Here is a 24,889-nt window from a genome sequence, read left to right as displayed (position 1 = left end):
GGAGCTTCACAGGAAATGACGGCGCAGACGCTGCGACAGACGGTCAAGCAGCAGGACGACGATGAAAGTGGCGAGCAGGATCGTGCCGACATGGCCATAATCGTACATGTCGTAGCGGCCCTTCAGCTCCTGCCCGATGCCGCCCGCCCCCACGAGCCCGATCACGGTGGCCATCCGCACATTGCGGTCGAGCACGTAGAGCGTGCTTCCGATGTGATGCGGCATGACCTGCGGCAGCACGGCCAGCCGCCAGATGGCGAGCCGCCTAGCCCCGATGGCAGCCAGCGCCTCCTGTGGTCGCCAGTCGGCATGTTCGGTCTCGTCGGCAAAGAAGCGCCCCAGCGCGCCCGCCCCGTGCAGGCCGAGCGCAACGTAGCCCGCGATAGGGCCAAAGCCGTAGACGAGGACAAGGAACAGCGCGCTGATCAGTTCGGGTGTCGCGCGCATCACGCTCACCGCCGACCGCGACACAAAGCGCACCAACGGCGAAGGCGTGATGTTGCTTGCGCTCAACAAGGCCAGCGGCAGGCCGAGCAGCACCGCGATCAGCGTGCCCCATAGCGCGATCTCCAGCGTCTCGACCATCTTTGCGGCGACGTGTTGGAGATAGCCGAAGGGGCGCACGAGATAGGTTCGCTCGACACTATGGTCTTCGAGTTCGAGTGTTTCGGGATCGAGCGCCTGCTCGTTTATTCGCTCGGTCTCGATATGGGCGAACGGTGGCAGATGATCGGGGTCGAAGCCCTCGATCCGCGAGACCTCCTGCCGGTCGGAAACCTGCAACGGAAACAACCGGGCAACAACTTCACCAAGGCCCGTTGTACCCTGATCCTCGTCGGTGAGACCCAGATCGGCGAGCACGGAATGGCTGGTCAGCGAGACGAGCCGACCAACCTGCACCCGCTCACCCGAATAGAACAGCAGCGCCAGCACACCAAGTACCACCAGCACCGCACGCGGGCCGAAAGGCTGGGGATAGGTCCAGCCGGAGCTGGCGGCCGAGGAAGCGCTCGCGCTCATCCCGTCTTCCTCAACGCCAAGGGCACGACACGCGGCGCAGGCGTCTCGCGGCGGGTGTAGATCGTGGCCAGATCACCGTTGCGCAGATCTCGGGGCGCGCCGTCAAACACGATCCGGCCACGCTGAAGCGCCACGATCCGGTCGGCAAATTCGCGCGCCAGCTCGACCTGATGCAGGCTGCACAGGACAGTGGCGCCGCGCTCTTTCGCCTGCTCGCGCAACAGCGACAGCACATCGCGGCTGATCTCGGGGTCGAGGCTGGCAACAGGCTCGTCGGCCAGAATGATCGCCGGATCGGCCATGAAGGCGCGGGCCAGCCCCAGCCGCTGCTGCTGCCCGCCCGAAAGCTGCTCCGCGCGGCGGTCCAGGTGGGACTCTTCCAGCCCCACCGCCCGCAGCAGTTCGCAGGTCCGGCGCTTGAGCGCGGAGGGATAGATACCGCTCATGATCCGCCACAGCGGCAGCAGCGGAACCGCCCCCGCCATCACATTTGCCGCCCCGCTCGCCCTTGGCACCAGCCCGAAGTGCTGATGGACCATGGCGATCCGGCGGCGCAGCTTGGACAGCGAGGCCTTGTCGACAGGTCGACCGCCGATGGAAACCGCGCCGTCGCTCGGCACCTCCAACCCGTTGACACAGCGCAGCAAGGTAGACTTGCCCGCGCCCGAATGGCCGAGCAGCACACAGAATTGCCCTGCAGGCACGGTCAGGTCGATCCCGTCGAGTGCATGGGTGCCATCGGCCCAGGTCTTGCGCAGCTGGTTGAAGCGGATGTCCATCGCGCCCGCCATCTCAGTGCTCCGCCGATTTCTTGAGGATTTCGCCGCGCAGATCGTCGCTCAGCAGCGCCATTTCGCGCGCGGCGCTGTCGAAGTTCTCTGGCGGGAATTCGGCATCGTAGCCATCGACCTGCTTGCCCCCATAGCCGCGGATCATTTCGGGGCGCACCTCGGGTGAACTGGCGACGTTGTGGAAGGCGCCGCGCAGCTCGCTCTTCAGCTCCGGCGCGAGGCGGGTGTTCATCGCCAGCGGCGGGTAAGGAATGGGCTGACTGCGGGCGATCACCCGCACATCGCGCGCGCCCGGCACACCGGCACGCACCGCTTTCTCGTAAGAATCGAGAGAAAGCGCGGCGGCATCCACGCGGCCTTCGGTCAGCGCCGCCAGGCTGTTGGCATGGGTCCCGGTCAGCCGCAGCGCGCCGAGATCCTTGACCGGGTCCAGCCCGCCTTTCAGCAGCATCGCCACCGGATAGACGAAGGAGGACGTGGAGTTGACGTCGCCAAAAGCCACGCTGCGCCCGCGCAGATCGTCAAGCTTCTGCACTGGGGAATCCGCGCGTGCGAATAGACCCGCATAGTAGACCGACTGGCCCTCCTCGACCGCTACTGCGAGCAGCTCGGCGCAGCCGCGCTCCTTTGCCTGCAGATAGGTGACCGGGCCGACGAAGGCGATGTCGGCACTGCCGTTGCACATGGCCTCCACCACGGCCCCATAGGCCTGCGCGACCTTCAGTTCGAAGCGCAGACCGGTCGCTTTGCCGACGGCCGCAAACAGGGGTTCGTAATCGGCTTTGGTGCCGTCTTCGGTCCCGCCGTCGGCAGGAATCAACAGGACCTGCAATGTCTCTGCCTCGTCCGCCGCCGGCCCCGCGTCTGAGCAGGCCGTGAGCGAGGCCAGCATGGCAAGCGCGAGCAGCCCGATCCGGTTTATCAGCATGATGCCTTTCCTCCTTGCAAACGCGGCCCGAAGACAGCGCCCGGATCGACTAGGCCATTCCCGTGACGTGCCGATGAAGCGCCCGCGCTAGGCATTCGGAAACGCCAGCAGGCACGAGGAGCGCCCGCATGGCAGGCGCTCCTCACTCGGTTCAGAAGTTGTATTCGTATTGCACCCAGATCGAGCGCGGCTTGCCGTTCCAGCCGTACTGGCGGTAGTAAGCGCTATCTTCCGGGCCGATCTCGCCGCGCACCGCAGCGCGTGAGATGCGCAGGTCCGATCCACCTGACGCGCGTTCGAAGTAATCTTCGTCGAGGATGTTCACGAGGCGGACCATGAAGCGGTGCTGCTTCTCTTCGCCCATGTAATACTGGATCGAGCCGTTGAGCACGAAGTACTCGCCGAAGTTGACGTCGCGCAGCACCCGCTCGCCATTGGCATCGACCAGACGTGCGGCCGAAGTCCCGGCATAGGCCCACTCGGGGCCCTGATAGCGCGGGTTGAGCGCGAAGACCCAGCGGTCGCTCGGCGTCAGCGTGATCAGGCCAGAGAGCGCCCATTCCGGGCGCTCGGCCGACTGGCGGAACTCGTTGTTCCCGGCCGGCCCCGGCACCACGAAGTCCAGATTGGTGGTGGTGCCATCAAGGCGCGCCGCCACTCCGTAGACGGGGTTAGGTTCGAGCGATTCGCTCTTGGTGAAGGAGATGTCGAACTGCACGAGGTCAAGATCGAGCGCCATGTCGACGGTCCAGCCCTTGATGTCCTGCGACGACAGTTGGTTTACCGCAACGGTCTGGTCACCCGACAGGTCGGCCGCTGCCGCCGTGGCGCAGAATGCGTCGGGCGGCACAATCAGGCTGCGGTTCGCCTCGATCACGTCGCGGCTCAGCTCACCATCGGGCCGCACATCGTTGGCATATTCAAGGCAGACCGCCTCGACCGCACGATTGGAGAACAGGTTGGTGATCTCGGTATCGTAGTAGCCGACTTCGATGTTGAAGGTGCCGTCGCCGATATGGCCGTTGATACCGGCACCCACGCTGTAGCTCTCGACCTCCTGCGGTTGGAGGCCGGGATTGAGGTTGGCGCTGGCGCCAAATGCGCCCAGTTCGTTGATCGTGGGCAGGCTGTACGACGTGCCGCCGTTGCCGCGCAGGTAGAAGCCGCCGGGCAGTTCCTGCCGCAGGCCCACTTTCCACAGGGTCTCGTTTGAGAAATTGTTATTGAAATCGTGGCGGCCCGCAATCGATGCGTTGAAGCCTTCAAGCAGCGGCAACGTGAAGCGCAGATCGCCATAAACGCCGGTCGAGCTGAGCGTCACGTCGCGAACGCCGAAGATCTCATCGGAGTTGTCGTGGTAGCTGGTGTTCTGGACGCCCACCACCGTTTCGAACCAGTCGTTCCAGCGATAGGTCAGCCGACCGTTTATGCCGTAATCGACATAGCTGGAGGTGTACTGATCGCCCTCGCCGATGCCCTTGAAAGGCGCGCCGCTGCCGAAGTTTGCCACCGACTGCGTCACAAACCCCATCGGGTTTCCGATCGGGAACGGGTTGTCGAGCGTGCCGTAAATCTCGCCCGTTTCCGGATTGACGTAGATGCCTTCCTGAGCCTCCACGTTGGCGCGCCCGAAATTGAACTGCGGGTTGGTTACGCAGCCAGCGGGCAAGTCGTTGGCGGCGGCGAAAGCCTCGTAGTCAGCCGCCGTGGCGAAACCGCCGGCAGGGGCACTGCCGCGCACGCCGGCGGGCAGATCCTGCACGCGCGGGATCGAGCAAACGAGCGGGTCCAGTTCGGTGTTGCGCAGCTTGGGTGCCTGATAGTGACCTTCCACCACCAGCCGCGCCCGGTCGTTCAGCTGGCTCTTGAAGCTGGCATTGAAGATCGGAAACTCGGTCTTGTTCGGGGCATAGGGCGTGGAGTTGGGGAAGGTATCCTCGAAATCCACACTGGCGAGCTGGAAGGCTGCCCGAAACTCGGTATCGGGATCGATCTGCCAGAGGTACTTCGCGCCGAGGTTGTTGTAACTGTATGGATACTCGCGGAAACCGCCCAGCTCCAGCAGGGTATCGGCAAAGGCGTCGCGATCGAACAGGATATTCGAATCCGTCTCGTAAGAGCGGCCGAACACCATGATCGAATGTTCGCCCTCTTCGCCGATGGGCAGCGGCACCGAGACGTTGCCGTAGATCTCGCGGGTTTTGAACGAGCCGCCATAGACGCCGATCTCGCCTTCGAAGCGGCCATCAGGCTCCTTCGAATTGACCGAAACCACGCCCAAGCCGCCGTTGGACCCGAAATAAAGGCTCTGCCCGCCGCGGAATACTTCGACATTGTCGATCATGCGCGGATCGATTGCCGTGGCCGGCCAGATCGTTTCCGAAGGCGATGAGCGGTCGAAGTAAGGAACACCGTCGACCAGCAGCAGCGTGTCGCGGTCGGTGCCGCCGTCGATACGGATCGTGAACTCACCTTCGTCAGGTGAATAACCGATGTTCGCGCCGCGGATCAGCCCGGCGGCCAGTTCGCCGAAGTTGGTGAATCCGCCTGTGTCGATCTCGTCATCGGAGATGATCTGCACCTGCGTGCCGAAATCCACGAAGTCGGCCGCGAGTTCGGTCTGGTCGATCCTAACGCGTTGCCCTTCGACGATAACCACATTGTCACTGTCGTAATCATTTTGCGCAGGCTGGTCGGCCTCGGGCTGCGTTGATTGGCCAGCTTGCGCCAGCGCCAGCGATGAACACGACAAGGACGATGCTACCACGAGCAATCGGATTGAACGGCGAACGTGCATCTTACCCCTCCTTCGGGTGACCAAGGACGAAAACCCCAACAAGCACGAACCAAGGCCACTCTCGGCGCAGCGGGAACTAGCCGCTGCGAAACCGAGCCCTCGGCTGCTGCTGCCGGGCTCGCTAACGATTCGATGTGACAGGAAAGTGAAATTTGCTCAGTTTTAGGACTGAATAAAATGCGTCATATATACTTCACATTGAGCGCATAGCCGCCGAAACGTCGGAATTTGGCGCGCTTGGCGCGCCAGATGTGCGACTGAAGAAAACTCAATACTGGCGTTTTCCGATGTGAGCCCACATGGTGCGCCAACCCTCAAGAGGAGGCACGATGACCCGCAAGGCACAAAAAGGGCAGAACGGGATTCGCCCGGTGGATAATGCGCTGGGCCGGATTCGAATTGCCCAGCCCGGCATGGCGAAAAGCGCCCAACGCATCGCCCGCTTCATTCTCGAACGGCCCGAGGATGTGGTCGGCATGTCGGTCACCGAACTGGCCGAGGCGACCGAGGTGAGCGAAGGCAGCGTAATCAATTTCTGCCGCAGCATCGGCCTCTCCGGCTTCCAGCAGATGAAGCTCAGCCTCGCGCAGGAGACGGTCCAGCCGGTCCAGTTCATTCACGAGGATCTTGACCGCGAGGACGATGCGGAGACGATCTGCCGCAAGGTGTTCCATTCGGGCATGCAAGCGCTGCGCGACACACTTTCGGTGCTTGATCCCACATCGCTCACGCGCGCCGTCGAGGTGGTTCGCGCGGCCAAGCGGGTCGAGGTCTACGGGATCGGCTCTTCGGCCCCGATTGCGGAGGACACGCAATACCGGATGCTGCGCATCGGTCTCGATGTGCGCGCCGTCACCGATAGCCACGTTCAGGCCATCAGCGCCTCTCGGTGCGATCCGGATGTGGCGGTGCTCACCATTTCGCATAGCGGCGCCACGCATGAAACGGTGGCCGCCACGCGCCTTGCCCGAGAAGCGGGGGCGAAGACCATCGTCGTCACCAATTTCGCGCGCTCGCCGATCCAGGCCCATGCCGACGTGCTATTGTTTACCATGGCGCGCGAAACGCGGTTCCGAACCGAGGCGATGACCAGCCGAATCGCGCAGTTGTGCGTGGTTGATGCGCTGATCGCGGCACTGGCGCTGGCCGACTACGATCGCTCGACCGAAACGCTCAAGAAGACTTTCGACGTGCTTTCCATCAAGCGCTTCTAGCCCTCCGGCCAGGCGATCAGATCCTCCAGCCCGAGAGGCGAATTGCCGCCGATCATGATAGACTGAATACCGGCATTCTCCGCCCCCTTGCCATCGGTGGCGGGGTTGTCGCCGATCATCACCGCTTCTGGGGGCGCGAGGCCAAGCACTGCGCAGGCGCGCTCGAACAGGAAGGGGCCGGGCTTGCCGATCAGCCGGAGATCTGGCTGATCTTCACCTGCGCAGGCCTGCAAGGCGGCGAGCAGCGCGCCGGTTTCCGGGACGACCCGCCCTTGCGGCCCCGGGTGAGTCATGTCGGTATTGGCAACGATCAGCCTTGCACCGCTTCTGATTGCATTGGCCGCGAGATCGAGCTTGGCGTAGCTGAAAGTCGCGTCGCGCATCAGCACCACCAAATCGACATCGCGCTGCACCAGTGTGATGCCAAACCCGCGCGCATAGTCCATCATTCTGGGCGCAGAGAGTAGCAGCACACGCGCATCTTCTTCAGCAATCGCCCGGATGGTTTCGGCCCCGGCGAGGAAGATACGGTCCTGCGGAATGGCAAGGCCATGCTCCGCCAGCACCTTCTCGAAATCGGTCGGGAGATGGGTCGAATTGTTCGAGACGATCGCGACCCGTTCCGCATGTTGCGAGATCAGCAGCCTGGCTAGCGGCAGAACCTCGTTTCCGATTGCGATACATCCGTCCCAATCCATCAGGATGCCCTTGGCTGTATCGAGCGCTCGGCGTTGCTGGCGGCCGATAGACGCTGATGCACGTTCCGACAAAGTAACTCTCTCCACACGAACAAGTGGCCAGAGTATTCACAAATTATGACGATTATGTTGAATTTCACTCATTTTTAGAATGAGGGTTTCAGCTAGTAGGCACTGCCTCGGTGTCCTTCTCGCGCTTCCCCATCTCGCACAGCAATTGCGCTACGCAGTTCGCGCAGTCGGTCCGTGCCGGGCGGCACCAGGTCTGTCCGACCTTCTTCATCAGCAGGTGGTGCTCGTCATAGTCGGCGGCGCTCCATTCGGGCGGCATGGCGGGCATGATCGCAGCATAGGCGCGCGCCGTATCCGCCTTCGCCGGAACGAGCTCCATGCGCTGGAGGATGCGGCGGTGATGGCTGTCGAGCACCAGCACCGGGCGGTCGAGCGTAGAGGCGTTCATCACCCCGGCGGCGATCTTGCGCCCCACACCGGGCAGCTGTTCAAGCCAGTCCATCGCCTCCTGCGTGGCCATGCCCTCAAGATGCGACAGGTCTACCGAGCCGCGCCGCGCGATAAGATCGGTGAGCGAGGCTTTCAGCCGCTCTGCGGCAATATTGGGATAGGTCTGGGTGGAAAGCTCGTCCTGCAATTGCGCCACCGGCGCATTGGCAACGCTTTCCCAACTGCCGTAGCGCTTCAGCAGGCGGTCGGTCGCCGCATTCGAAACTTCGGACTTGGTTCGCGCTCCGATCACACCCTGGACCAGCACCCATTCCGGAGCCCTCCACGCCGCCGCCGCGCGCTGAATATGCCCGAACCGCTGCACCAGCAGCGGCTGAAGGCGGCGCAGCGTTTCGGTACGCGGATCGAGGCCGAGGGGGAGCTGGGTCATCTTTCAAGAATTATCGGATCATGATCAGAGAAGCGCCCCTGATGCAATCGATACCGAGGCAAAATGGTGCCGCGTGCAAACAGTTTTTCTCTCTCACCGCAAAAGCACTGGACCAGCCGGGCGGGTTTCTGCTCAAGACGCCACGCCATGGGTTCCCGCTTCGGCGGGGAGCAAAAGGGAAGTCCGGTGCAAGGCCGGCGCTGTTCCCGCAACTGTGACCGGGTAGCCCGGCGCCAACATGCCACTGTCGCAAGATGGGAAGGCGGCGCCGCAGCGATGATCCGCAAGCCAGGAGACCTGCCCTTGGCCGTCTGTCTTTCGCCGGTCGGGAGTTACCGGGCGATCGGGGCCGAAACCCCCGCGTGACGACATGAACAAGGGGCAAGCGCAACCGGCTTATTGCCGGATGCATCCTCGTGCGCGAAGGGTATACAGTGGTGAACAGGGAAGTGATTTGCGGAGCGTCGGTCCTGGCGCTTGGTCTTGTTCCATACGGGGCATCGGCCCAGGCGAGCGATCCGGTCTCTATCGTGGTGACCGCCACCGGCTTCGAACAGGATCGCACCGATAGCGGCCAGGCCGTGAGCGTGATCGACGCGAGCACGCTCGAACAGCGCCAGGCCCGAAGTGTGGCCTCGGCGCTGCAACAAGTCCCCTCGGTGCGGGTTAACCGCAATGGCAGCCGCGGTTCGGTGACCGGCGTTTCGCTGCGCGGCGCGGCAACCGGGCAGACGCTGGTTCTGCTTGATGGCGTGCGGATCAACGATCCCTCCAGCACGGGCGGTGCGGTCGACTTCGGCAATCTCCTGCTCGGCAGTATCCGCCGGATTGAGGTGATGCGCGGAGCCAATGCCATCGCTTATGGCTCGGAGGCCATCGGCGGTGTGATCGACCTGTCGACGAGCGATCCCGCCGCCCCGAATGGCTTGAGCTTGCGCGCAATGGCCGAGGGCGGTTCTGCCGAGACGGTCCAGGGTATTGCCGACCTCGGCTACCGCGATGGAGACCTGCGGCTCGACGCCGGGATTACGGGGCTCAGCACCGCCGGTATCAGCAGCGCTGCCGAACGCTTCGGCGCCAGCGAGCGCGACGGCCTGCGCAACTGGACCGCCCATGCCCGCGCCCAGGTGCCGCTGAGCGATGCCGTAGCGGTGGACCTGCGCGGCTATGCCATCGATTCCAAGCTCGACTACGACAACTTCTTCGGCACCCCTGCCGACAGCGCCGATGTCAGCGCGTTCGGGCAGGAAACCCTGTATGGCGGGCTTGAGGCGAAAAGCTTCGGCGGCAAGCTGACCAGCCGGCTTGCCCTCACCTACCTCACCAACCGGCGCGACTATCGCTCCGCGCCCGATGCGCCGGTGAATTTCGGCTATCGCGGCGAAACGCTGCGCTTCGAGTACAAGGGCAAGCTCGCGCTGGGGGGAATCGGGCACGCGGTGTTCGGCTATGGCCACGATGCGCCCGAATATCGCTTCTTCGGCTTCGGTTCCGACGAGACTCATAGCGCCGAGACCGACAGCGTGTTCGGTATGATGACGCTGAAACCCGTCCAGCGCCTGAGCCTGACGGGCGGGGTCCGCTATGACGAGCACAGCGCATTTGGCGGCATCACCACCTTTGGCGCCAACGCAAACTATGGCCTGGGCGACGGCCTCACCCGCCTTCGCGTGGCTTTCGGAGAAGGCTTCAGAACGCCGTCGCTTTACCAGCTCTATGACAGCTACAGCGGCAATGGTGCGCTCGCCCCCGAACGCTCGACCAGTTTCGATGCGGGGGTCGACCGCAGCTTCGCCGATGGGCGCGGTAGGGTTTCCCTGTCGGCGTTCACGCGCCTCACGCGTGATCAGATCGACTACGACATGACGACCTACCGCTACACTAACATTGCTCGCACACGCTCTCGCGGAGTGGAGGCCGAGCTGGCCTTCGCGCCGGGCGACGGGCTGGACCTCGCGCTTGCCTACAGCCTGCTTGACGCGCGCAACCTTTCGAGCGGCGCCGATGAGGCCCGCCTGCCCCGCCGCCCGGTCCATGCCGTCAATCTCTCGCTCGACAAGACCTGGCGTATGGGTCTGTCGCTCGGCACCACCTTGCGCATAGCGAGCGACTCGACCGATCCGGTGGCGCCCAACGGATCGATCGATGGTTACAGCCTGCTCGATCTGCGCGCGCGCTGGCAGGTGGTAGAGCAATACGACATCTTCCTGCGCCTCGAAAACGCCCTGGATGCCACCTACGAGACGGCCTATGGCTACGGGACCGAACCGCGCTCGGTCTTCGCAGGTATTCAGCTTCGCTATTAGCTGGCGGATCAGGCGCGCTGCTTCTGGCGCGCCTGCCGCTTCAACGGAGAAGCTGTGCTGAAACACGGCCAGCCGCAATAGCCACGCTCGCCCTCGCTGCTATAGCGCCAGGCCATGAGCATGGGCGTTTTCTTCGTAGTTATTCTGGCGGCCGGACTTCACGCAGCGTGGAACGCCATGCTGAAGGGCGGGCAGGACAAGTATCTCGGCACGGCAGCCGTGGTGATCGGCCAAGCGATTTTCGCCATACCGACGCTCTTTTTCGTGCCAGCGCCCGATCCATCCAGCTTCATGCTGATCCTTGCCGGGGCAGGCCTGCATCTTGGCTACCAGTTCTTCCTGATGGCTTCCTATAGCTCGGGCGATCTGACGCAGGTCTACCCGCTCGCACGCGGCAGCGCGCCGCTCATCGTCGCCTTGGTTTCCGTTAGTCTTCTGGGCGTGAGCCTCGAACCCATAGAGCTGATAGCGGTGGCGGTGATCGGCCTGGGGATTATGTCGATTGCGGTGGTTGGGACACGCGACGGGCTGCATGATCGCAAGTCGGCGGTGCTGGCGATTATCACCGGATGCTTCATCGCCTCCTATTCCCTGATCGATGGCCTCGGTGCGCGGCAAGCGGGCACGGCGCTGGGCTATTATGGCTGGCTGGCCATCGGGAATGCCTTGGCGTTCTGTGCCATCGCCGCGGTTGCCCGGCCTTCGGTCCTGCGGCGGATACCGACAGAGGGACTGCGGCTGACCCTGTTTGGAGGCGGGGCGTCCTACGCTGCCTATGCGCTGGTGGTCTGGTCGTTTACGCAAGCGCCGATCGCGCTGGTCACGGCCCTGCGCGAAACGTCGATCATCTTCGCGCTGCTGATTGGCGTGTTCGTGCTCAAGGAACGGCTCAGCCTGGCGAAAGTGGCCTCCACCGCTATCGTTCTGGCAGGCGTTATAATGACCCGATTGGGCCGATCGGCCTAGAAGCGGACGACGCCACCCGGTCGTATAGGCCCGCGCTCTTCTTACGCGACCCGGATCATTCCCACTCGATCGTGCCGGGCGGCTTCGAGGTATAGTCGTAGACCACGCGGTTGATGCCCTGCACCTCGTTGACGATCCGCGTGGCGCAATTGGTCAGGAAGGCGGCATCGAACGGATAGACATCGGCGGTCATACCATCGGTGCTGGTCACCGCGCGCAGGCCGCAAACCGAATCGTAGGTCCGGTGATCGCCCATCACGCCCACCGTCTTGACCGGCAGCAGCACGGCAAAGGCCTGCCAGATCGCGTCATAAAGCCCCGCCTTGCGAATCTCGTCGAGATAGATCGCGTCGGCCTTGCGCAGGATATCGCAGCGCTCCTTCGTCACCTCGCCGGGGATGCGGATTGCAAGGCCCGGGCCGGGGAACGGATGGCGGCCCACGAACTGGTCGTTGAGGCCCAGCTCGCGGCCCAGCTCGCGCACCTCGTCCTTGAACAATTCGCGCAGCGGCTCGACAAGCTTCATGTTCATCCGCTCGGGCAAGCCGCCCACGTTGTGGTGGCTCTTGATCGTCACCGAGGGGCCGCCGGTGAAGCTGACGCTCTCGATCACGTCGGGATAGAGCGTCCCTTGCGCGAGGAAATCGGCGCCGCCGATCCGGTTGGCCTCTTCCTCGAACACGGCGATGAACTCCGCGCCGATGAACTTGCGCTTCTTTTCCGGGTCGGTGACACCGTCGAGCCCGGCCATGAACCGGGCCTCGGCATCGACCACCACCAGCGGGATATTGTAATGGTCGCGGAACAGCGTCTCGACCTGCTCGCGCTCGTTCAGCCGCAACAGGCCGTGATCGACGAACACGCAGGTCAGCTGGTCGCCGATCGCCTCGTGGATGAGGATTGCGGCCACCGAGCTATCAACCCCGCCCGACAGGCCGCAGATCACCTTGCCATCACCGACCTGCTGGCGGATTTCGGCCACCTTGGTGTCGCGATAGGCGGCCATGGTCCAGTCGCCGGCAAGGCCGCAGACCTTGTGCACGAAGTTCGCCAGCAGCTTGCCGCCGTCAGGGGTATGGACGACCTCGGGGTGGAACTGGGTGCCGTAGAACTTGCGCGCCTCGTCGGCGATCACCGCGAAGGGCGCGCCATCCGATACGGCGACGATCTCGAAACCGGGAGCAAAGCGCGTGACGGTGTCGCCGTGGCTCATCCACACCTGATGGCGTTCACCCTCCGCCCACAGGCCATCGAACAGCGCGCAGTCCTTCGTCACGGTGAGATAGGCGCGGCCGAACTCGCCGCCATCGCCGACCTCGTGGCCGGGCCGCACTTCGCCGCCGAGCTGCTTGCTCATCACCTGCTGGCCATAGCAGATGCCGAGGATCGGCACGCCCGCCTCGAACAGCATCATCGGCGCGCGCGGGCTGCCCTCTTCGGGCACGCCGGCGGGGCTGCCCGAGAGGATGATGCCCTTGGGCTGCATCCGGGAGAAGGCCTCTTCGGCGAGCGTGAAAGGCGCGATCTCGCAATAGACGCCCGCCTCGCGCACGCGGCGCGCGATCAGCTGGGTCACCTGGCTGCCGAAATCGACGATAAGGATGGAATCGGGGAGGATATGTGCCGTCATGATGTGCCGATAGGAAGCAGGCGCGCCGCTGTCCAGCGCGTGAGGCTTCATCATACACCGCGCGGTTCCCGCAACACTGATCCGATTTTTTGCAATTGCGATGATTTGTTCGCACCCGCACAATACGCAGACAGTCTAAGGGATGGACCTGTCAAAGGCGTTTGCAACCTTATCAAGGAGATAACGCCATGAAAAAACTAACTACTCTCGCAGTGCTTGCCACTCTTGCTGTTTCGTCGACGGCTCAGGCTCAGTCGGCCTTCGTGATGGTCGTTGGCGAGCGCACATACGAGCTGGACCGCCCGGACCACGCCCCGTTGAGCGACGAGCGCCGGATCGAGATTGCTGCCGAGCAGGCCTGCGAAAAACCCTTCATCCGCGACCTGAAGGGCCAGCGCCTCTATGCCGAATGCCTGAGCGAAGCGCGCGCGCAGGCTGTTGCACAACTGGCCGCGAACGAGGTCAGGGGAACGCAGCTCTCGCTTCGTTAATCGTTTATTACAAAGGGCTTAGGGACTAAAACGCAACTTTCCCCCTTTGTTGCATAATACGCAACAGATGCCGAATTTTTCGCATTTGCACAATAATGTTGCGGCGCACATATGCGGCTCAAGCCAAGGGGCGATCAACAAGACCCCGGCAATGCAGGAGCACTACAATGCGTCATTTCGCCCAGATCATGTTCACCACGCTCGCCGCGGTGGCGATCAGCGGCACGCTGTTCACCAGCGTCCTCGCCTGATCCCGTCCGCGCCGCGCCAGCCCTCTCTTCCCTTTTCAGGAGACCTTCGATGAAAGCTCTGATGATCCGTATTTTCAACGCCTACTTCGATAGCCTGGCGCGCAGCCCTTATCCCGCCGCTTGGATGTTCTGATCTCTCCTCTCCCTAAGGAGCATCCAGATGGCGATTGGCCGCCTTCCCGCATCGGGGAGGCGGCCATTTGCTTTTTGGGGTAGCTAGTTAGCCAAGCTCGCCCAACCCCAGCGCCAGCAACAGGCCCAGCATCGTCGCTACCCCCGCCCAGTGATGGTCATCTTTAAATGCCTCCGGGAAAACTTCGGTGGCAAGACTAGCCACAACTGCACCTGCCGCCACGCAGCGAATGAAGGCGAGCTGATGCTGGTCCGCACCGCCCAGCAGCAGGTTGCCCGCGATGGCCGCCGCCGAGAGCAGCGCGGCGGTTCCCACCCACAGCAAAAGCGCTTGCCTATGCGCAATACCGCTTTCGCGCATCTGACGCGCACCGCCAGCGGCTTCGGGCAGGTTGGAAAGCAGGATCGATCCCGCCAGCGCCGCGACCTCGATGGGCGTTGCCCCGATCAGCGCCACGCCCAGCGCCAGATTCTCAGGAATGCCATCGAGCGTAATCGCTGCCAGCAGTCCGCCGCCCTTGCTTGGCCCCCAGTGTTCATCAATCAGGTAGTCCACACCAGAGAACACGATCGCTCCGAGCGCTACGCCAAGCGAGCTGACCAAGAGCGTTGAGCTCTCCATCGAGGGTTCGATCAGTTCGGTCACCACCGAGAGGAGCAGAGCCCCGCCTGCCAGCGCAACCAGAAAGCCCTGAACCTTCCCGGGGAGGGGCCAGTATAGCCCCCAGACGGCGCCCAGAACGAGCGCGCCGGAGACGACCAGCACCACGATCAGCGTCATTGTCATGCCGCGACAACGCTCCATCCGGGCAATGGGTGCCACAGGCAGTGGAAAAGCGGGCCGCTAGAGAGCGGTTACGCTTGGGAAACGCGCCCGCCGCGCCTATATAATGGCCATGAGCGAGAACAATGGGAACGCCCCCCGCCAGGGCGAATACGGTGCCGATTCGATCAAGGTCCTCAAGGGGCTCGATGCGGTCCGCAAGCGGCCAGGCATGTATATCGGCGATACCGACGACGGGTCGGGCCTGCACCATATGGTGTTCGAAGTGTCCGATAACGCCATTGACGAGGCGCTGGCCGGCCACTGCGATCTCGTTCTGATCGAGCTTAACCCCGATGGCTCCGTTGCGGTGGAAGACAACGGTCGCGGCATCCCGGTCGACATGCACAAGGGAGAAGGCGTTTCCGCCGCCGAGGTCATCATGACCCAGCTGCATGCGGGCGGGAAGTTCGAGAACACCTCGGATGACAACGCCTACAAGGTGTCGGGGGGCCTGCACGGCGTGGGCGTCTCGGTGGTCAACGCGCTCAGCGAATGGCTCGAACTCACCATCTGGCGCGACGGCAAGGAGCACTGGATGCGCTTCGAGCATGGCGATGCGGTGGAATCCTTGCGCGTCGTGGGCGATGCGCCGCCGGTCGAATCGAACGGCGATGCCAATGGCCTCAAGAAGGGCACGCGCGTCACCTTCCTCGCCAGCACCGATACCTTCAAGAACGTGAACGAGTTCGATTTCGACAAGCTCGAACACCGTTACCGTGAGCTGGCCTTTCTCAATTCGGGCGTGCGCATCAAATTGCGCGACAAGCGTCACGAGGAGGTGAACGAGCACGACCTGTATTACGAGGGCGGGATCGCCGCCTTCGTGAAGTATCTCGACCGCAACAAGCAGCCGCTGGTGGCCGAACCTATCGCCGTCTCGGCTGACAAGGACGGGATCGGGATCGATGTCGCGCTGCAGTGGAACGACAGCTATTACGAAAACGTCCTCTGCTTCACCAACAACATCCCCCAGCGCGATGGCGGCACCCACCTCGCCGCCTTCCGCGCCGCGCTGACCCGTACGCTCAACAACTATGCCACTGCCGCCGGGCTGATGAAGAAGGAGAAGGTCTCCCTCACTGGCGAAGACATGCGCGAGGGGCTGAGCGCGATCGTCAGCGTTAAGCTGCCCGACCCCAAGTTCTCCAGCCAGACCAAGGACAAGCTGGTCTCCTCCGAGGTGCGTCAGCCGCTCGAAGGCCTGATGGGCGAGAAGATGACCGAGTGGCTGGAGGAAAACCCCGCCGACGCCAAGCAGATCATCCAGAAGATCATCGACGCCGCCGCCGCGCGCGAGGCCGCCAAGCGCGCCCGCGAGATGAGCCGCAAGGGCGCGATGAGCGTCGCCAGCCTGCCCGGCAAGCTGTCCGACTGCCGCGAACGTGACGCCAGCAAGGCCGAACTGTTCCTGGTCGAGGGTGATTCGGCCGGTGGCTCGGCCAAGTCCGGGCGCGATTCGAAGTATCAGGCGATCCTTCCGCTGCGCGGCAAGATCCTGAACGTGGAACGCGCCCGGTTCGATCGGATCATCTCGTCGAAGGAAGTCGGCACGCTGATTCAGGCCATGGGCACAGGCCTGCGCGACGAGTTTAACCTTGAAAAGCTGCGCTATCACAAGATCGTGATCATGACCGACGCCGACGTCGACGGCGCACATATCCGCACGCTGCTGCTCACCTTCTTCCATCGCCAGATGCCCGAGATTATCAAGGCCGGACACCTGTTCATCGCCCAGCCGCCGTTGTTCAAGGTCGCCAAGGGCCGCAGCGAAGTCTACCTCAAGGATCAGGGTTCGCTCGATCGCTATCTGGTCAGCAACGGCCTGCAGGACCGGGTGCTGGAAACCAGTGGCGGGGCGCGATCGGGCGGGGATCTTGCCGACCTCGTCGAGCAGGCGCTGCACCTGAAGAACCTGATCGGTTTCGCCCCGCGCAAGTATAACTCGGCCGTGATCGAGGTGATGGCGCTGGCTGGCGCGCTAGAACCGGGCCTTGCGCCTTCCGCGCGCGATGCCGTGCTGGCGCGCGCCGCGGCGTGGTTACAGACCGGCGATCCCGAAGCCGAATGGAGCGCCAGCGTAACCGACAACGGCGATGTGCGCTTCAACCGCGTCTGGCGCGGCGTCACCGACGTGCACCTGATCGAGGAACGCTTCCTCGACAGCGCCGAGGCCCGCAAACTGCACACGCGCGGCGTGGCGCAGGCCGAAGCCTATGCCACCCCCTCGCGGCTGGTACGCGCCGGGCAGGTGGCCGAGCCGGAAGCGGTGGACGACGATGCGGGCGAGGAGAGCGAAGCCCCCGCCGCTTCCGCCGATGGCCTGATCACACGCCCGTCGCAGCTGCTTGAGGCGGTTCTCGCCTCGGGTCGCAAGGGCCTCGCGATCAGCCGCTACAAGGGTCTTGGCGAGATGAACGCCGAACAGCTGTGGGAGACCACGCTCGACCCGGAAAACCGCGAGCTGCTGCAAGTGAAGGTCGAGGACGCGGACGTGACCGACGAGATCTTCACCCGCCTGATGGGCGACGTGGTCGAGCCGCGCCGCGAGTTCATTCAGGACAATGCGCTGAACGTCGCCAATCTCGACGTTTAAGCCTGGCCTTTGCGATCGACTTGGTTTGCAACGGTGCGGTCAGCCGCCCTGTTGCACCTCGCGGATCGGCGGCAGCGGCATGTGGGCAAACCGATAGGCATCCTCGTGCTCCACGCCGAGGCCGCATAGCGCAAAGCCGGCAATGGTTTCTGGATAGTCTTCCGGCAGATTGTCGCGCATCATGGAGCTCAACGCGGCCAGCGTGGTCCCCAGCAGGATGTCCCGCCCAATTTCGCTCGACGGAAGGGAAAACACACCTTCCTTGATACCCCTGCCAATCGTTCCTTGTGCACGCAGATAGGTCTCGGCGCCGAACATCTGGCCAGAGGCACTCATGTTCAGCATCGACCAGCCCCAACGCGGATCACGGCGTGCACGATGCAAGTAAAACCGCACGCCCGCCGCCGCGCGCTGGCGCGAATCGGGTACCCTGTTTAGGGCTTCGGTCACGGCCTTCAGGAAGTCATGCGTGACCTCTTGCGCCAGCGCCTCACGCAGTTCGACCATGCCGGCAAAATGGTTGTAGAAAGTCGCGCGAGTCACGCCCGCCGCCTCGACGATTTCTTCTATGCTGACAAATAGGCCGTTCTCGTCGCCGAATTTATCGAAGGCGGCAGCAATGATCGCCGCACGTGTTTTCGCGCGTCTCTGTTGGCCGACCTTGGCCCGCCCATCGGCCGTCCCGCTAGCGCTTGTGGTCATGCCGGGCACCTATAGGCCAGCGCCGCGTGTTGCCAAGAGGTCCTGGGCAATTTCACTTGGTATTCTGCCAAAACCACCCGCCCGCATCTCTTATCGGCCACGACTTTCAACCGGACTTTCCGACGTATCGACCGGCGATGTCGCCACGCCGGGCCCGGCTTCTACCGCATAGTCCGAACGGCGATACATCCGGGCAGGATCAAGCTCGTCGAACGGGCTGCTTGGCCCTGACAGGCGATAGACCGCACCCGGAGCGATAGAGAAGTAGCCCACGCTGCCTTTGAGGTCCGCAATCGCGATGCGGCTGGCGTCGAGCCTGCGATATTTGCCCGAACTCGACCCATCCGGGCTGACATATTCGTAGGTACCTGCATCCTTGTCGAGCGTAAGTGTGGAGCGTGAGCCATCAAGATCGATGAACGTATAGGTTCCGGAGAAGTTGACACTGTCAACACCCTCTGCACTGGGAGACGGCATTTGCCCGGGAGCGGGCTGTTTGATGGCCAGTTCGCTCAACCCGGCTTTCTGGGGACGGTCTTGCATCGGCTCTTCGCCGCCGCAGGCGCTGACCAGCGCAAGGGAGGCCACCAAGGCGAGAGCGAATCTGTGCATCTGTGTCTCCTTTCGCTGAAGCAACGGGCATTCGCAGCGCCGGGTTCCGAGCGAAGGCAAAAACCATCCCGGCGTTGCGACCGGTTCCCTGTCATCGCAATCTGGCCAGCGCGACCACGAGGCTATTGTGGTAAACACGCGCTTGGCCTGGCGTCGCGCAAAGTCTAGAACGCCACCCGGAACGACCATGAAACCTGAAACCATGCCGCGCGAAGGCAATAGATCCGCCCCCGACGGCGCCCTCACAAACGATACGACGGACGCGGCGCGTCATGCGGTTCTGTCCAGCTTCTCGCTTGACCGGCTTGACGACGATCCCGAGCTGCAAGCGATCACCCGGTTCGCCGCCAGGTTATGCAAGGTGCCGGTGGCCCTCGTCTCGATCGTCGAGGACAGCCGCCAGCGTTTCCTTGCGCGCGAAGGTCTGGAAGAGCGGGAGACGGCGCGCGATGTCTCCTTCTGCGCGCACGCAATGATGGGCGAGGATGTCATGGTGGTGCCCGACGCCACTTGCGATGCGCGCTTTGTCGACAACGCGCTGGTTACCGGCCCGCACCACGTCCGCTTCTACGCCGGCCAGCCGCTGATCTCGCAGGAGGGCACTCCGCTCGGCGCTTTGTGCGTGATCGATGTCGAGGAACGGCCCGAGGGGCTCAACGATCTCCAGCGCGAGGGGCTGGCGGTGCTCGCGCAGTCGGTGATGCGGCTGCTCGAAGCGCGCCGCGACGATCTGCGCGCCCGGCGCAAGATTGCCGACCGCGAAGATCAGCTGCGACGGATGATCGAGGGCGTGCCGCAAATGGCATGGTCGCTCGATTCGAGCGGGCGCTTCGATTATTTCAATGCCCGCTGGAAGCAGGTCACTGGCGCCCCGCCGCCGCAAGTGCCGGAAGATTGGCGTCCCTTCATTCATCCCGAGGATGCTGACGACGCCTTCGGGAAGTGGAATCGCGCGGTTGTCGGGGACGAACCGTTCGAAGCCGAGTTCCGGCTGCGCCGTGCCGACGGATCATGGGGCTGGGTGCTTGGCCAGGCGGCCCCGGTCACCAGAAAAGAGGGTCAGAACCACCGCTGGTTCGGCAGCATTACCGATATCGACGAGACCCATCAGGCGCTCGAGGCGCGCGATCTGCTGGCGGGCGAGCTGTCGCACCGGATCAAGAATATCTTTGCGGTGGTGATCGGGCTCGCGCGGCTCAAGGCCGCCAATGCGCCCGAGCACAAGGCCTTCGCCGAGGATCTGGCCGACACGCTTTATTCGCTCAGCCGCGCACACGACTTTGTGCGGCCCTCGGGCGCCCCGGGGCAGGAGCATTTGCAGGGTCTACTCGCCGCCCTGTTCGGCCCCTATCGCGACCGGCTCGGCCAACCGCGCGTGGCTATCACCGGCACCGACAGCACAATCGGCGCGCGCGCCGCCACTCCGCTGGCGCTGGTGTTCCACGAACTGGCGACAAATTCGGCCAAGTACGGCGCACTGTCCACCGCGGAGGGCACGGTCGAACTGACGATTACCGACAGCGACGACAACCTGCTGCTCGAATGGCGCGAACGGGGCGGCCCACCGCTCTCCGGAACGCCCAGCGACAGCGGGTTCGGATCCCGCCTGATCGAGATGAGCGTGAGCGGCCAGCTGCAGGGAAACTGGGAACGCCGCTTCGACCCCGACGGGTTGGTGGCCGAGCTAACGGTTTCCAGGGCCGCGATTGCCCCCTAGGCTGCGACCGATGGCAGCCACCCCCTTTCTCGCCTTCGACCAAGTGTCGAAACGCTTCGGTCCGACGCTGGCGGTGGATGACATTTCGCTCGACATCGCGCGCGGGGCATTCGTGGCGCTGGTTGGGGCTTCGGGCTCAGGCAAGTCGACACTGCTCAAGACGGTCAACCGGCTGGTCGAGCCCGATGCCGGGCGTGTGCTGATCGACGGTGCTGACGTTGCTTCGGAGCCCGCCCCCTTGGTCCGCAGGCGGATCGGCTACGTGTTTCAGGGCGTAGGCCTGTTCACCCACCGCACCGTTGGCGAAAACATCGCAATGGTGCCGCGGATCTCGGGCGCGGGGCGAATAGCCGAAGAACGCATCGGCGAACTGCTCGATCTGGTCGAACTGCCACGCGACATTGCCACCCGCTACCCCGAGGCGCTGTCGGGCGGCCAGCGTCAGCGCGTTGGCATCGCGCGAGCGCTGGCGGGTGACAGCCACCTGCTGCTGATGGACGAGCCTTTCGGCGCGCTCGATCCGATCACTCGCGCCAGGCTTGGCGAGCGGGTGCGCGCGCTGCACGAGGAGCTGGGCCTCACCACCGTGATGGTCACGCACGACATGGCAGAGGCGCTGCTGCTGGCAAACCGCGTGCTGGTGATGGAAGCGGGCCGGATCGTCGCCGACGAAACACCTGCCGCGCTGCTGGCGGGCGCGGGCGGCGAAGCGGCGCAGGCGTTGGTGGCCGTGCCTCGCGATCAGGCGCGCAGGCTCGGGGCGGCGGTATGAGCGATCTGCTCGCCGCACTGCTTGGCCTCGGGCCGCAGCTGGCCGATCATATCCTTCTCAGCGCGGCTGCCGTGGCGCTCGGCCTTGGGCTTGCCCTGCCGCTGGCGCTGTGGGCGGCCCGCTCGCGCAATGTGGCGGGCGTAGCTCTGGGCTTTGCCAGCCTCGTGCAGACGATCCCGGCGCTTGCCCTGCTGGCGCTGTTCTTCCCGATCCTGCTGGCGGCGCGGGCCGTCTTCGGGGAAGGCCTGCCGACGCTGGGGTTCCTGCCCGCTTGGCTTGCCTTGGGCCTCTACGCGCTACTGCCGATCCTCCGCAATGCGGTGACGGCGCTCACCCATGTCGATGCCGAAGCGCTTGAAGCGGCAGACGGCATTGGCATGACGCGATGGCAACGCCTGCGCCATGTCGAGGCTCCGCTCGCCGCGCCCTATGTGATGGCGGGCATCCGCACGGCCAGCGTCTGGACCATCGGCGCTGCCACGCTCGCCACCACCATCGGCCAGCGCAGCCTGGGTGACCCTATCTTTGCCGGGTTGCAGACGCAGAACTGGGCGTTGGTGCTGGCGGGCTGCATTGCCTCGGCCAGTCTGGCGCTGGTGGCCGATGGGCTGCTCGGGCTGGTCGAGCGCGGGATCGCCAGCCGCCGCCCCATGCTTGCCTGGATCGGTGCGGTGCTGGCGCTGGCAGGGCTTGGCGCCGCCGCTTTCGCTGTGGCACAACCGGGGAGCGCGGCCAGCCGCGAGGTGGTGAAAATCGGGGCCAAGCCGTTTTCCGAACAGTACATCCTCGCTCATGCCATTGGCATAATGCTTGAAGACGCCGGCTACCGGGTCGAATACCGCGACGGGCTAGGCTCGGCGGTGGTGCATGAGGCGGTGACAAGTTCTGCCATCGACATCAGCGTCGACTATACCGGTACCTTATGGACCAATGAGCTGGGCGAGAGCGGCAATCCCGGCCGGGAGGCCATGTTCGACGAGATCGTCAATTGGGAGCAGCGCACCAGCGGCACGAAGGTGCTGGGAAGGCTGGGGTTCGAAAATGCCTATGGCCTCGCGATGGAACGCGAAAAGGCGACCTTTGGCCTGTTCAACTCGATCGCCGATGTTGCCGAACGCGGCCAAAGCATGACTATCGGCGGCGATCCCGAATGGTTCGAACGCCCCGAATGGCAAGCCGTGCGCGAAGCCTATGGCTTGCGCTTCGCGAACCAGCGCACCTTTGCCCCCACTTTCATGTACAATGCGCTCAAGTCCGGCGAAGCCGATGTGATCAGCGCTTATACGTCAGACGGGCGGATCGCTGCAGACGACCTCGTCTTTCTGGCCGACCCGCTGGAAGCGCTGCCCAGCTACGATGCGATCCTTCTCGTGAGTCCGCGCCTTGCGGACGATCCCGAGCTGGCCGCGGCGCTAAAGCCGCTGATCGGCGCCATCGACGTGCAAACGATGCGCGAGGCCAACCTGATGGTCGACCGAGACGAGGACAAGCGCAGCGTGGACGAAGCGGCGCGCTGGTTGCTGGACGAAATCGGGGCGCAACCAGCCAGTACCCGCTAGAACCCCGCGCCGTCGGGCCAGTCGGGTGCGGTCAGCGCCAGCACCTTGAACAGGCTGCCCATTTCGGATGGCGAAGTAAGCCGGTCGCGCGCGGCCATCAGGGCTTCCCGATGTTGAGGCGCTGTGCTTGCCAAAGTTTCTGCGCGTGCATCGATGCCCAGCGCTTTCAGGAATGCCCCCTGCTCCGAGGTGCCCAGCCAGCGCGCCCCGCGCGACTGCGCCACAGCCGCGCATTGCGCGAAATCGACATGCGCGGAGATGTCGGCCACACCCGGCTCGGCCAGCCAATCGACCTTGCGATGGGCGCGCACCGCCTGCACGCTGGAACCGTTGCGGCTGGTGGCATAGCCATAGTCGATGAACAGCGCCGCGCCGCCCTGCTTCACAAGCCTCCCGGCCACCTCGAACAGCGTCGCCGCCGCGCCGGGGCAGGTCTCGATCACGGTGCCTGGCGGCGCATCGCGGCGCGCTTCGGGCACGGCGGAATCCATCGGCACCTGTCCCGGCACCTCGATGAAGCGGTCTTCCCCATCCAGCCCGATCATCACCTCGCGCCAGCCGTGATCGGTCATCACAAGCTGACGCACTGGCAGCGCATCGAGAAACTCATTCGCCACCAGCAGCACCGGCCCTTCCATCGGCACGCTCGACAGATCGTCATGAAACTGCGCCTCGGGCACCTGCTTGAGCTGTTCGCTCCGCAAGGCGACAGAGCCTTCGACCAGATGCCGGCGCGGTTCGAAGCCATAGCGTTTCATCGCCCGCGTGGCATCGCGTGCCAGCGTGCCGCGGCCCGGCCCCAGCTCGACATAGTGTGCAGGCTCGGTGCGTCCCGCGCGGATCCACATATCGGCCAGCCACAGGCCGATCAGCTCGCCGAACATCTGGCTGATCTCGGGCGCGGTAATGAAATCGCCCGCCTCGCCAAACGGCTCGCGACGTGAATAGTAGTGGGCGTTGGATTCGCCCATGAACTGCATCAGGCTGATCGGCCCGTGCGCCCGGATGAGGCGGCGAAAGCTGTCGGCCAGCGCCGCAGGTGGCTCACCGGACGTGGTCAATCGTGGCGCTCTTCCGGCGGCGTGAGCGGAGCCGGACGGCTAAGCGACCACACAACCAGCCCGATAGCCGCCACGATCAACGGGATCGTCAGCCACTGGCCCATGCTAAGGCCCGTGCGGGCGGCGAATTCAGCGAGCTGCGCGTCGGGTTCACGGAAGAACTCGACCGTGAAGCGCGCCACCGAAATCACCGCCGCGAAGGTGCCCACCATCACGCCGGGGCGATAGCGCGCACGAGTGAGCCAGAACAGGCACAGCATCACCACGATCACCATGAAGCCTTCGCCAAACGCCTGATAGAGCTGGCTCGGATGGCGCGGCTCCGGCCCGGCGCCAGGAAACACCATCGCCCAGGGAATGTCCGACTGGACCGCGCGGCCCCACAGCTCGCCATTGATGAAATTGGCGAGGCGGCCGAACATCATCCCGAAGCCGACGTTGACCGAGATATAGTCGCAGACACGGATGAACGAGAGCCCGTTCTTCCACGAGACCCAAGCAATCGCGATCACCACGCCGATCAGCCCGCCGTGGAAGCTCATCCCGCCGTCCCACAGACGCAGAACACCCCATGAAACAAAGGTGTTCGGCACGAAGGTGGTCCACAGCTCCGGCTGGTAGAACGTGGCATAGCCGAGCCTGCCGCCGAGGATCACGCCGAGGGTGCAGTAGAAGAACAGGTCGTCGGCATGGCGCTGCGCCATCGGCGCGCCGGGCTGGCGGATCATCTTCGACAGGTGCCAGTAGGCCAGCAGAATGCCTGCCAGATAGGCCAGCGAATAGTACTTGATGGTGAAGAAGCCGAGGTCGATGCCCTCGCGCAGCCCAAGGTCTGCCCAGTGGAGCGGCGCATTCGCCGCCGCACCCGCTGCACTTGCCGCAATCTCCAGCATATTCGCCCTTTGTCTTGCCTATGCTGCGGCGCTCCAGC

20 protein-coding genes and 1 riboswitch are annotated in these 24,889 nt (G+C 64.0%); of the genes, 8 read left to right on the top strand and 12 right to left on the bottom strand.

What is annotated here, in order from left to right; translation table 11 throughout:
• Positions 1-6 precede the first annotated feature (6 nt).
• The 4 genes from phnE to E0473_RS10270 all read right to left on the bottom strand — a co-directional run bounded on the left by phnE (position 7) and on the right by E0473_RS10270 (position 5,536).
• Positions 7-1,020: a phosphonate ABC transporter, permease protein PhnE gene (gene phnE / locus E0473_RS10285; RefSeq protein ID WP_137680750.1), complete on the bottom strand. Its 1,014-nt coding sequence runs from the start codon at positions 1,018-1,020 to the stop codon at positions 7-9.
• The gene (locus E0473_RS10280; protein ID WP_241657442.1) at positions 1,017-1,811 is read right to left on the bottom strand and encodes a phosphonate ABC transporter ATP-binding protein; all 795 of its coding nucleotides are present in this window, start codon (positions 1,809-1,811) and stop codon (positions 1,017-1,019) included. The genes phnE and E0473_RS10280 overlap by 4 nt, the downstream gene beginning before the upstream one ends.
• A gap of 1 nt (position 1,812) precedes the next feature.
• Positions 1,813-2,739 (bottom strand): phosphate/phosphite/phosphonate ABC transporter substrate-binding protein, encoded by a 927-nt coding sequence (locus E0473_RS10275; protein ID WP_241657441.1) that lies wholly within the window; start codon positions 2,737-2,739, stop codon positions 1,813-1,815.
• A gap of 151 nt (positions 2,740-2,890) precedes the next feature.
• Positions 2,891-5,536 carry a TonB-dependent receptor plug domain-containing protein gene (locus E0473_RS10270; RefSeq protein ID WP_137680749.1) on the bottom strand — a complete coding sequence of 882 codons (2,646 nt, stop codon included), beginning with the start codon at positions 5,534-5,536 and terminating at the stop codon, positions 2,891-2,893.
• A 329-nt stretch (positions 5,537-5,865) separates the two neighbouring features.
• Here E0473_RS10270 and E0473_RS10265 point away from each other — a divergent pair, with 329 nt between their 5' ends.
• Entirely contained in the window at positions 5,866-6,750 is an 885-nt protein-coding gene (locus E0473_RS10265) for a MurR/RpiR family transcriptional regulator (protein WP_137680748.1), read from the top strand.
• On the opposite strand, the gene E0473_RS10260 is transcribed toward E0473_RS10265, so the two are convergent.
• Together E0473_RS10260 and E0473_RS10255 are read right to left on the bottom strand one after the other, a co-directional pair.
• The gene (locus E0473_RS10260) at positions 6,747-7,448 is read right to left on the bottom strand and encodes an HAD-IIA family hydrolase (protein WP_137680747.1); all 702 of its coding nucleotides are present in this window, start codon (positions 7,446-7,448) and stop codon (positions 6,747-6,749) included. The two genes, E0473_RS10265 and E0473_RS10260, sit on opposite strands and share 4 nt — an antisense overlap.
• A gap of 160 nt (positions 7,449-7,608) precedes the next feature.
• Positions 7,609-8,340 carry an endonuclease III domain-containing protein gene (locus E0473_RS10255; protein ID WP_137680746.1) on the bottom strand — a complete coding sequence of 244 codons (732 nt, stop codon included), beginning with the start codon at positions 8,338-8,340 and terminating at the stop codon, positions 7,609-7,611.
• A 132-nt stretch (positions 8,341-8,472) separates the two neighbouring features.
• A riboswitch (cobalamin riboswitch) is annotated at positions 8,473-8,659 on the top strand.
• A gap of 97 nt (positions 8,660-8,756) precedes the next feature.
• Between E0473_RS10255 and E0473_RS10250 the strand changes: the two genes are divergently transcribed.
• The gene (locus E0473_RS10250; RefSeq protein ID WP_241657440.1) at positions 8,757-10,646 is read left to right on the top strand and encodes a TonB-dependent receptor plug domain-containing protein; all 1,890 of its coding nucleotides are present in this window, start codon (positions 8,757-8,759) and stop codon (positions 10,644-10,646) included.
• A gap of 114 nt (positions 10,647-10,760) precedes the next feature.
• Positions 10,761-11,612: a DMT family transporter gene (locus E0473_RS10245; protein WP_137680745.1), complete on the top strand. Its 852-nt coding sequence runs from the start codon at positions 10,761-10,763 to the stop codon at positions 11,610-11,612.
• A 55-nt stretch (positions 11,613-11,667) separates the two neighbouring features.
• Here the strand turns inward: E0473_RS10245 and guaA are convergent, their stop codons facing one another.
• Positions 11,668-13,242: a glutamine-hydrolyzing GMP synthase gene (gene guaA, locus E0473_RS10240; protein ID WP_137680930.1), complete on the bottom strand. Its 1,575-nt coding sequence runs from the start codon at positions 13,240-13,242 to the stop codon at positions 11,668-11,670.
• A gap of 188 nt (positions 13,243-13,430) precedes the next feature.
• Here guaA and E0473_RS10235 point away from each other — a divergent pair, with 188 nt between their 5' ends.
• Entirely contained in the window at positions 13,431-13,733 is a 303-nt protein-coding gene (locus tag E0473_RS10235; RefSeq protein ID WP_137680744.1) for a UrcA family protein, read from the top strand.
• 471 nt (positions 13,734-14,204) lie between these two features.
• Here the strand turns inward: E0473_RS10235 and E0473_RS10230 are convergent, their stop codons facing one another.
• Positions 14,205-14,903: a ZIP family metal transporter gene (locus tag E0473_RS10230; protein WP_137680743.1), complete on the bottom strand. Its 699-nt coding sequence runs from the start codon at positions 14,901-14,903 to the stop codon at positions 14,205-14,207.
• Between the two features lie 109 nt (positions 14,904-15,012).
• Here E0473_RS10230 and gyrB point away from each other — a divergent pair, with 109 nt between their 5' ends.
• Positions 15,013-17,535 carry a DNA topoisomerase (ATP-hydrolyzing) subunit B gene (gyrB, locus tag E0473_RS10225; RefSeq protein WP_137680742.1) on the top strand — a complete coding sequence of 841 codons (2,523 nt, stop codon included), beginning with the start codon at positions 15,013-15,015 and terminating at the stop codon, positions 17,533-17,535.
• Between the two features lie 39 nt (positions 17,536-17,574).
• Here the strand turns inward: gyrB and E0473_RS10220 are convergent, their stop codons facing one another.
• Both E0473_RS10220 and E0473_RS10215 read right to left on the bottom strand, forming a co-directional pair.
• Positions 17,575-18,237 carry a TetR/AcrR family transcriptional regulator gene (locus E0473_RS10220; protein WP_137680741.1) on the bottom strand — a complete coding sequence of 221 codons (663 nt, stop codon included), beginning with the start codon at positions 18,235-18,237 and terminating at the stop codon, positions 17,575-17,577.
• A gap of 90 nt (positions 18,238-18,327) precedes the next feature.
• A complete protein-coding gene (locus tag E0473_RS10215; protein WP_137680740.1) occupies positions 18,328-18,849 on the bottom strand; it encodes a hypothetical protein in 522 nt (173 codons plus the stop codon).
• 187 nt (positions 18,850-19,036) lie between these two features.
• Here E0473_RS10215 and E0473_RS10210 point away from each other — a divergent pair, with 187 nt between their 5' ends.
• The 3 genes from E0473_RS10210 to E0473_RS10200 are packed head-to-tail and all read left to right on the top strand — an operon-like array spanning position 19,037 to position 22,897.
• Positions 19,037-20,566, top strand: a complete 1,530-nt coding sequence (locus tag E0473_RS10210; RefSeq protein ID WP_137680739.1) for a sensor histidine kinase — start codon at positions 19,037-19,039, stop codon at positions 20,564-20,566.
• Between the two features lie 10 nt (positions 20,567-20,576).
• On the top strand, positions 20,577-21,338 hold the full coding sequence (locus tag E0473_RS10205) for an ATP-binding cassette domain-containing protein (RefSeq protein ID WP_137680738.1): 762 nt from the start codon (positions 20,577-20,579) through the stop codon (positions 21,336-21,338).
• A complete protein-coding gene (locus E0473_RS10200) occupies positions 21,335-22,897 on the top strand; it encodes an ABC transporter permease/substrate-binding protein (protein ID WP_137680737.1) in 1,563 nt (520 codons plus the stop codon). The genes E0473_RS10205 and E0473_RS10200 overlap by 4 nt, the downstream gene beginning before the upstream one ends.
• Here E0473_RS10200 and E0473_RS10195 read toward each other — a convergent pair.
• Both E0473_RS10195 and lgt read right to left on the bottom strand, forming a co-directional pair.
• A complete protein-coding gene (locus E0473_RS10195; RefSeq protein ID WP_241657439.1) occupies positions 22,894-23,958 on the bottom strand; it encodes a class I SAM-dependent methyltransferase in 1,065 nt (354 codons plus the stop codon). The two genes, E0473_RS10200 and E0473_RS10195, sit on opposite strands and share 4 nt — an antisense overlap.
• A complete protein-coding gene (gene lgt, locus E0473_RS10190) occupies positions 23,955-24,851 on the bottom strand; it encodes a prolipoprotein diacylglyceryl transferase (RefSeq protein ID WP_137680736.1) in 897 nt (298 codons plus the stop codon). The genes E0473_RS10195 and lgt overlap by 4 nt, the downstream gene beginning before the upstream one ends.
• Positions 24,852-24,889 lie beyond the last annotated feature (38 nt).

This window comes from Aurantiacibacter suaedae, assembly GCF_005434915.1.
Classification (GTDB): Bacteria; Pseudomonadota; Alphaproteobacteria; order Sphingomonadales; family Sphingomonadaceae; genus Alteraurantiacibacter; species Alteraurantiacibacter suaedae.
The sequence above is the reverse complement of the archived record's forward strand: the minus strand, read 5'-3'. Positions and strand labels throughout refer to the sequence as shown.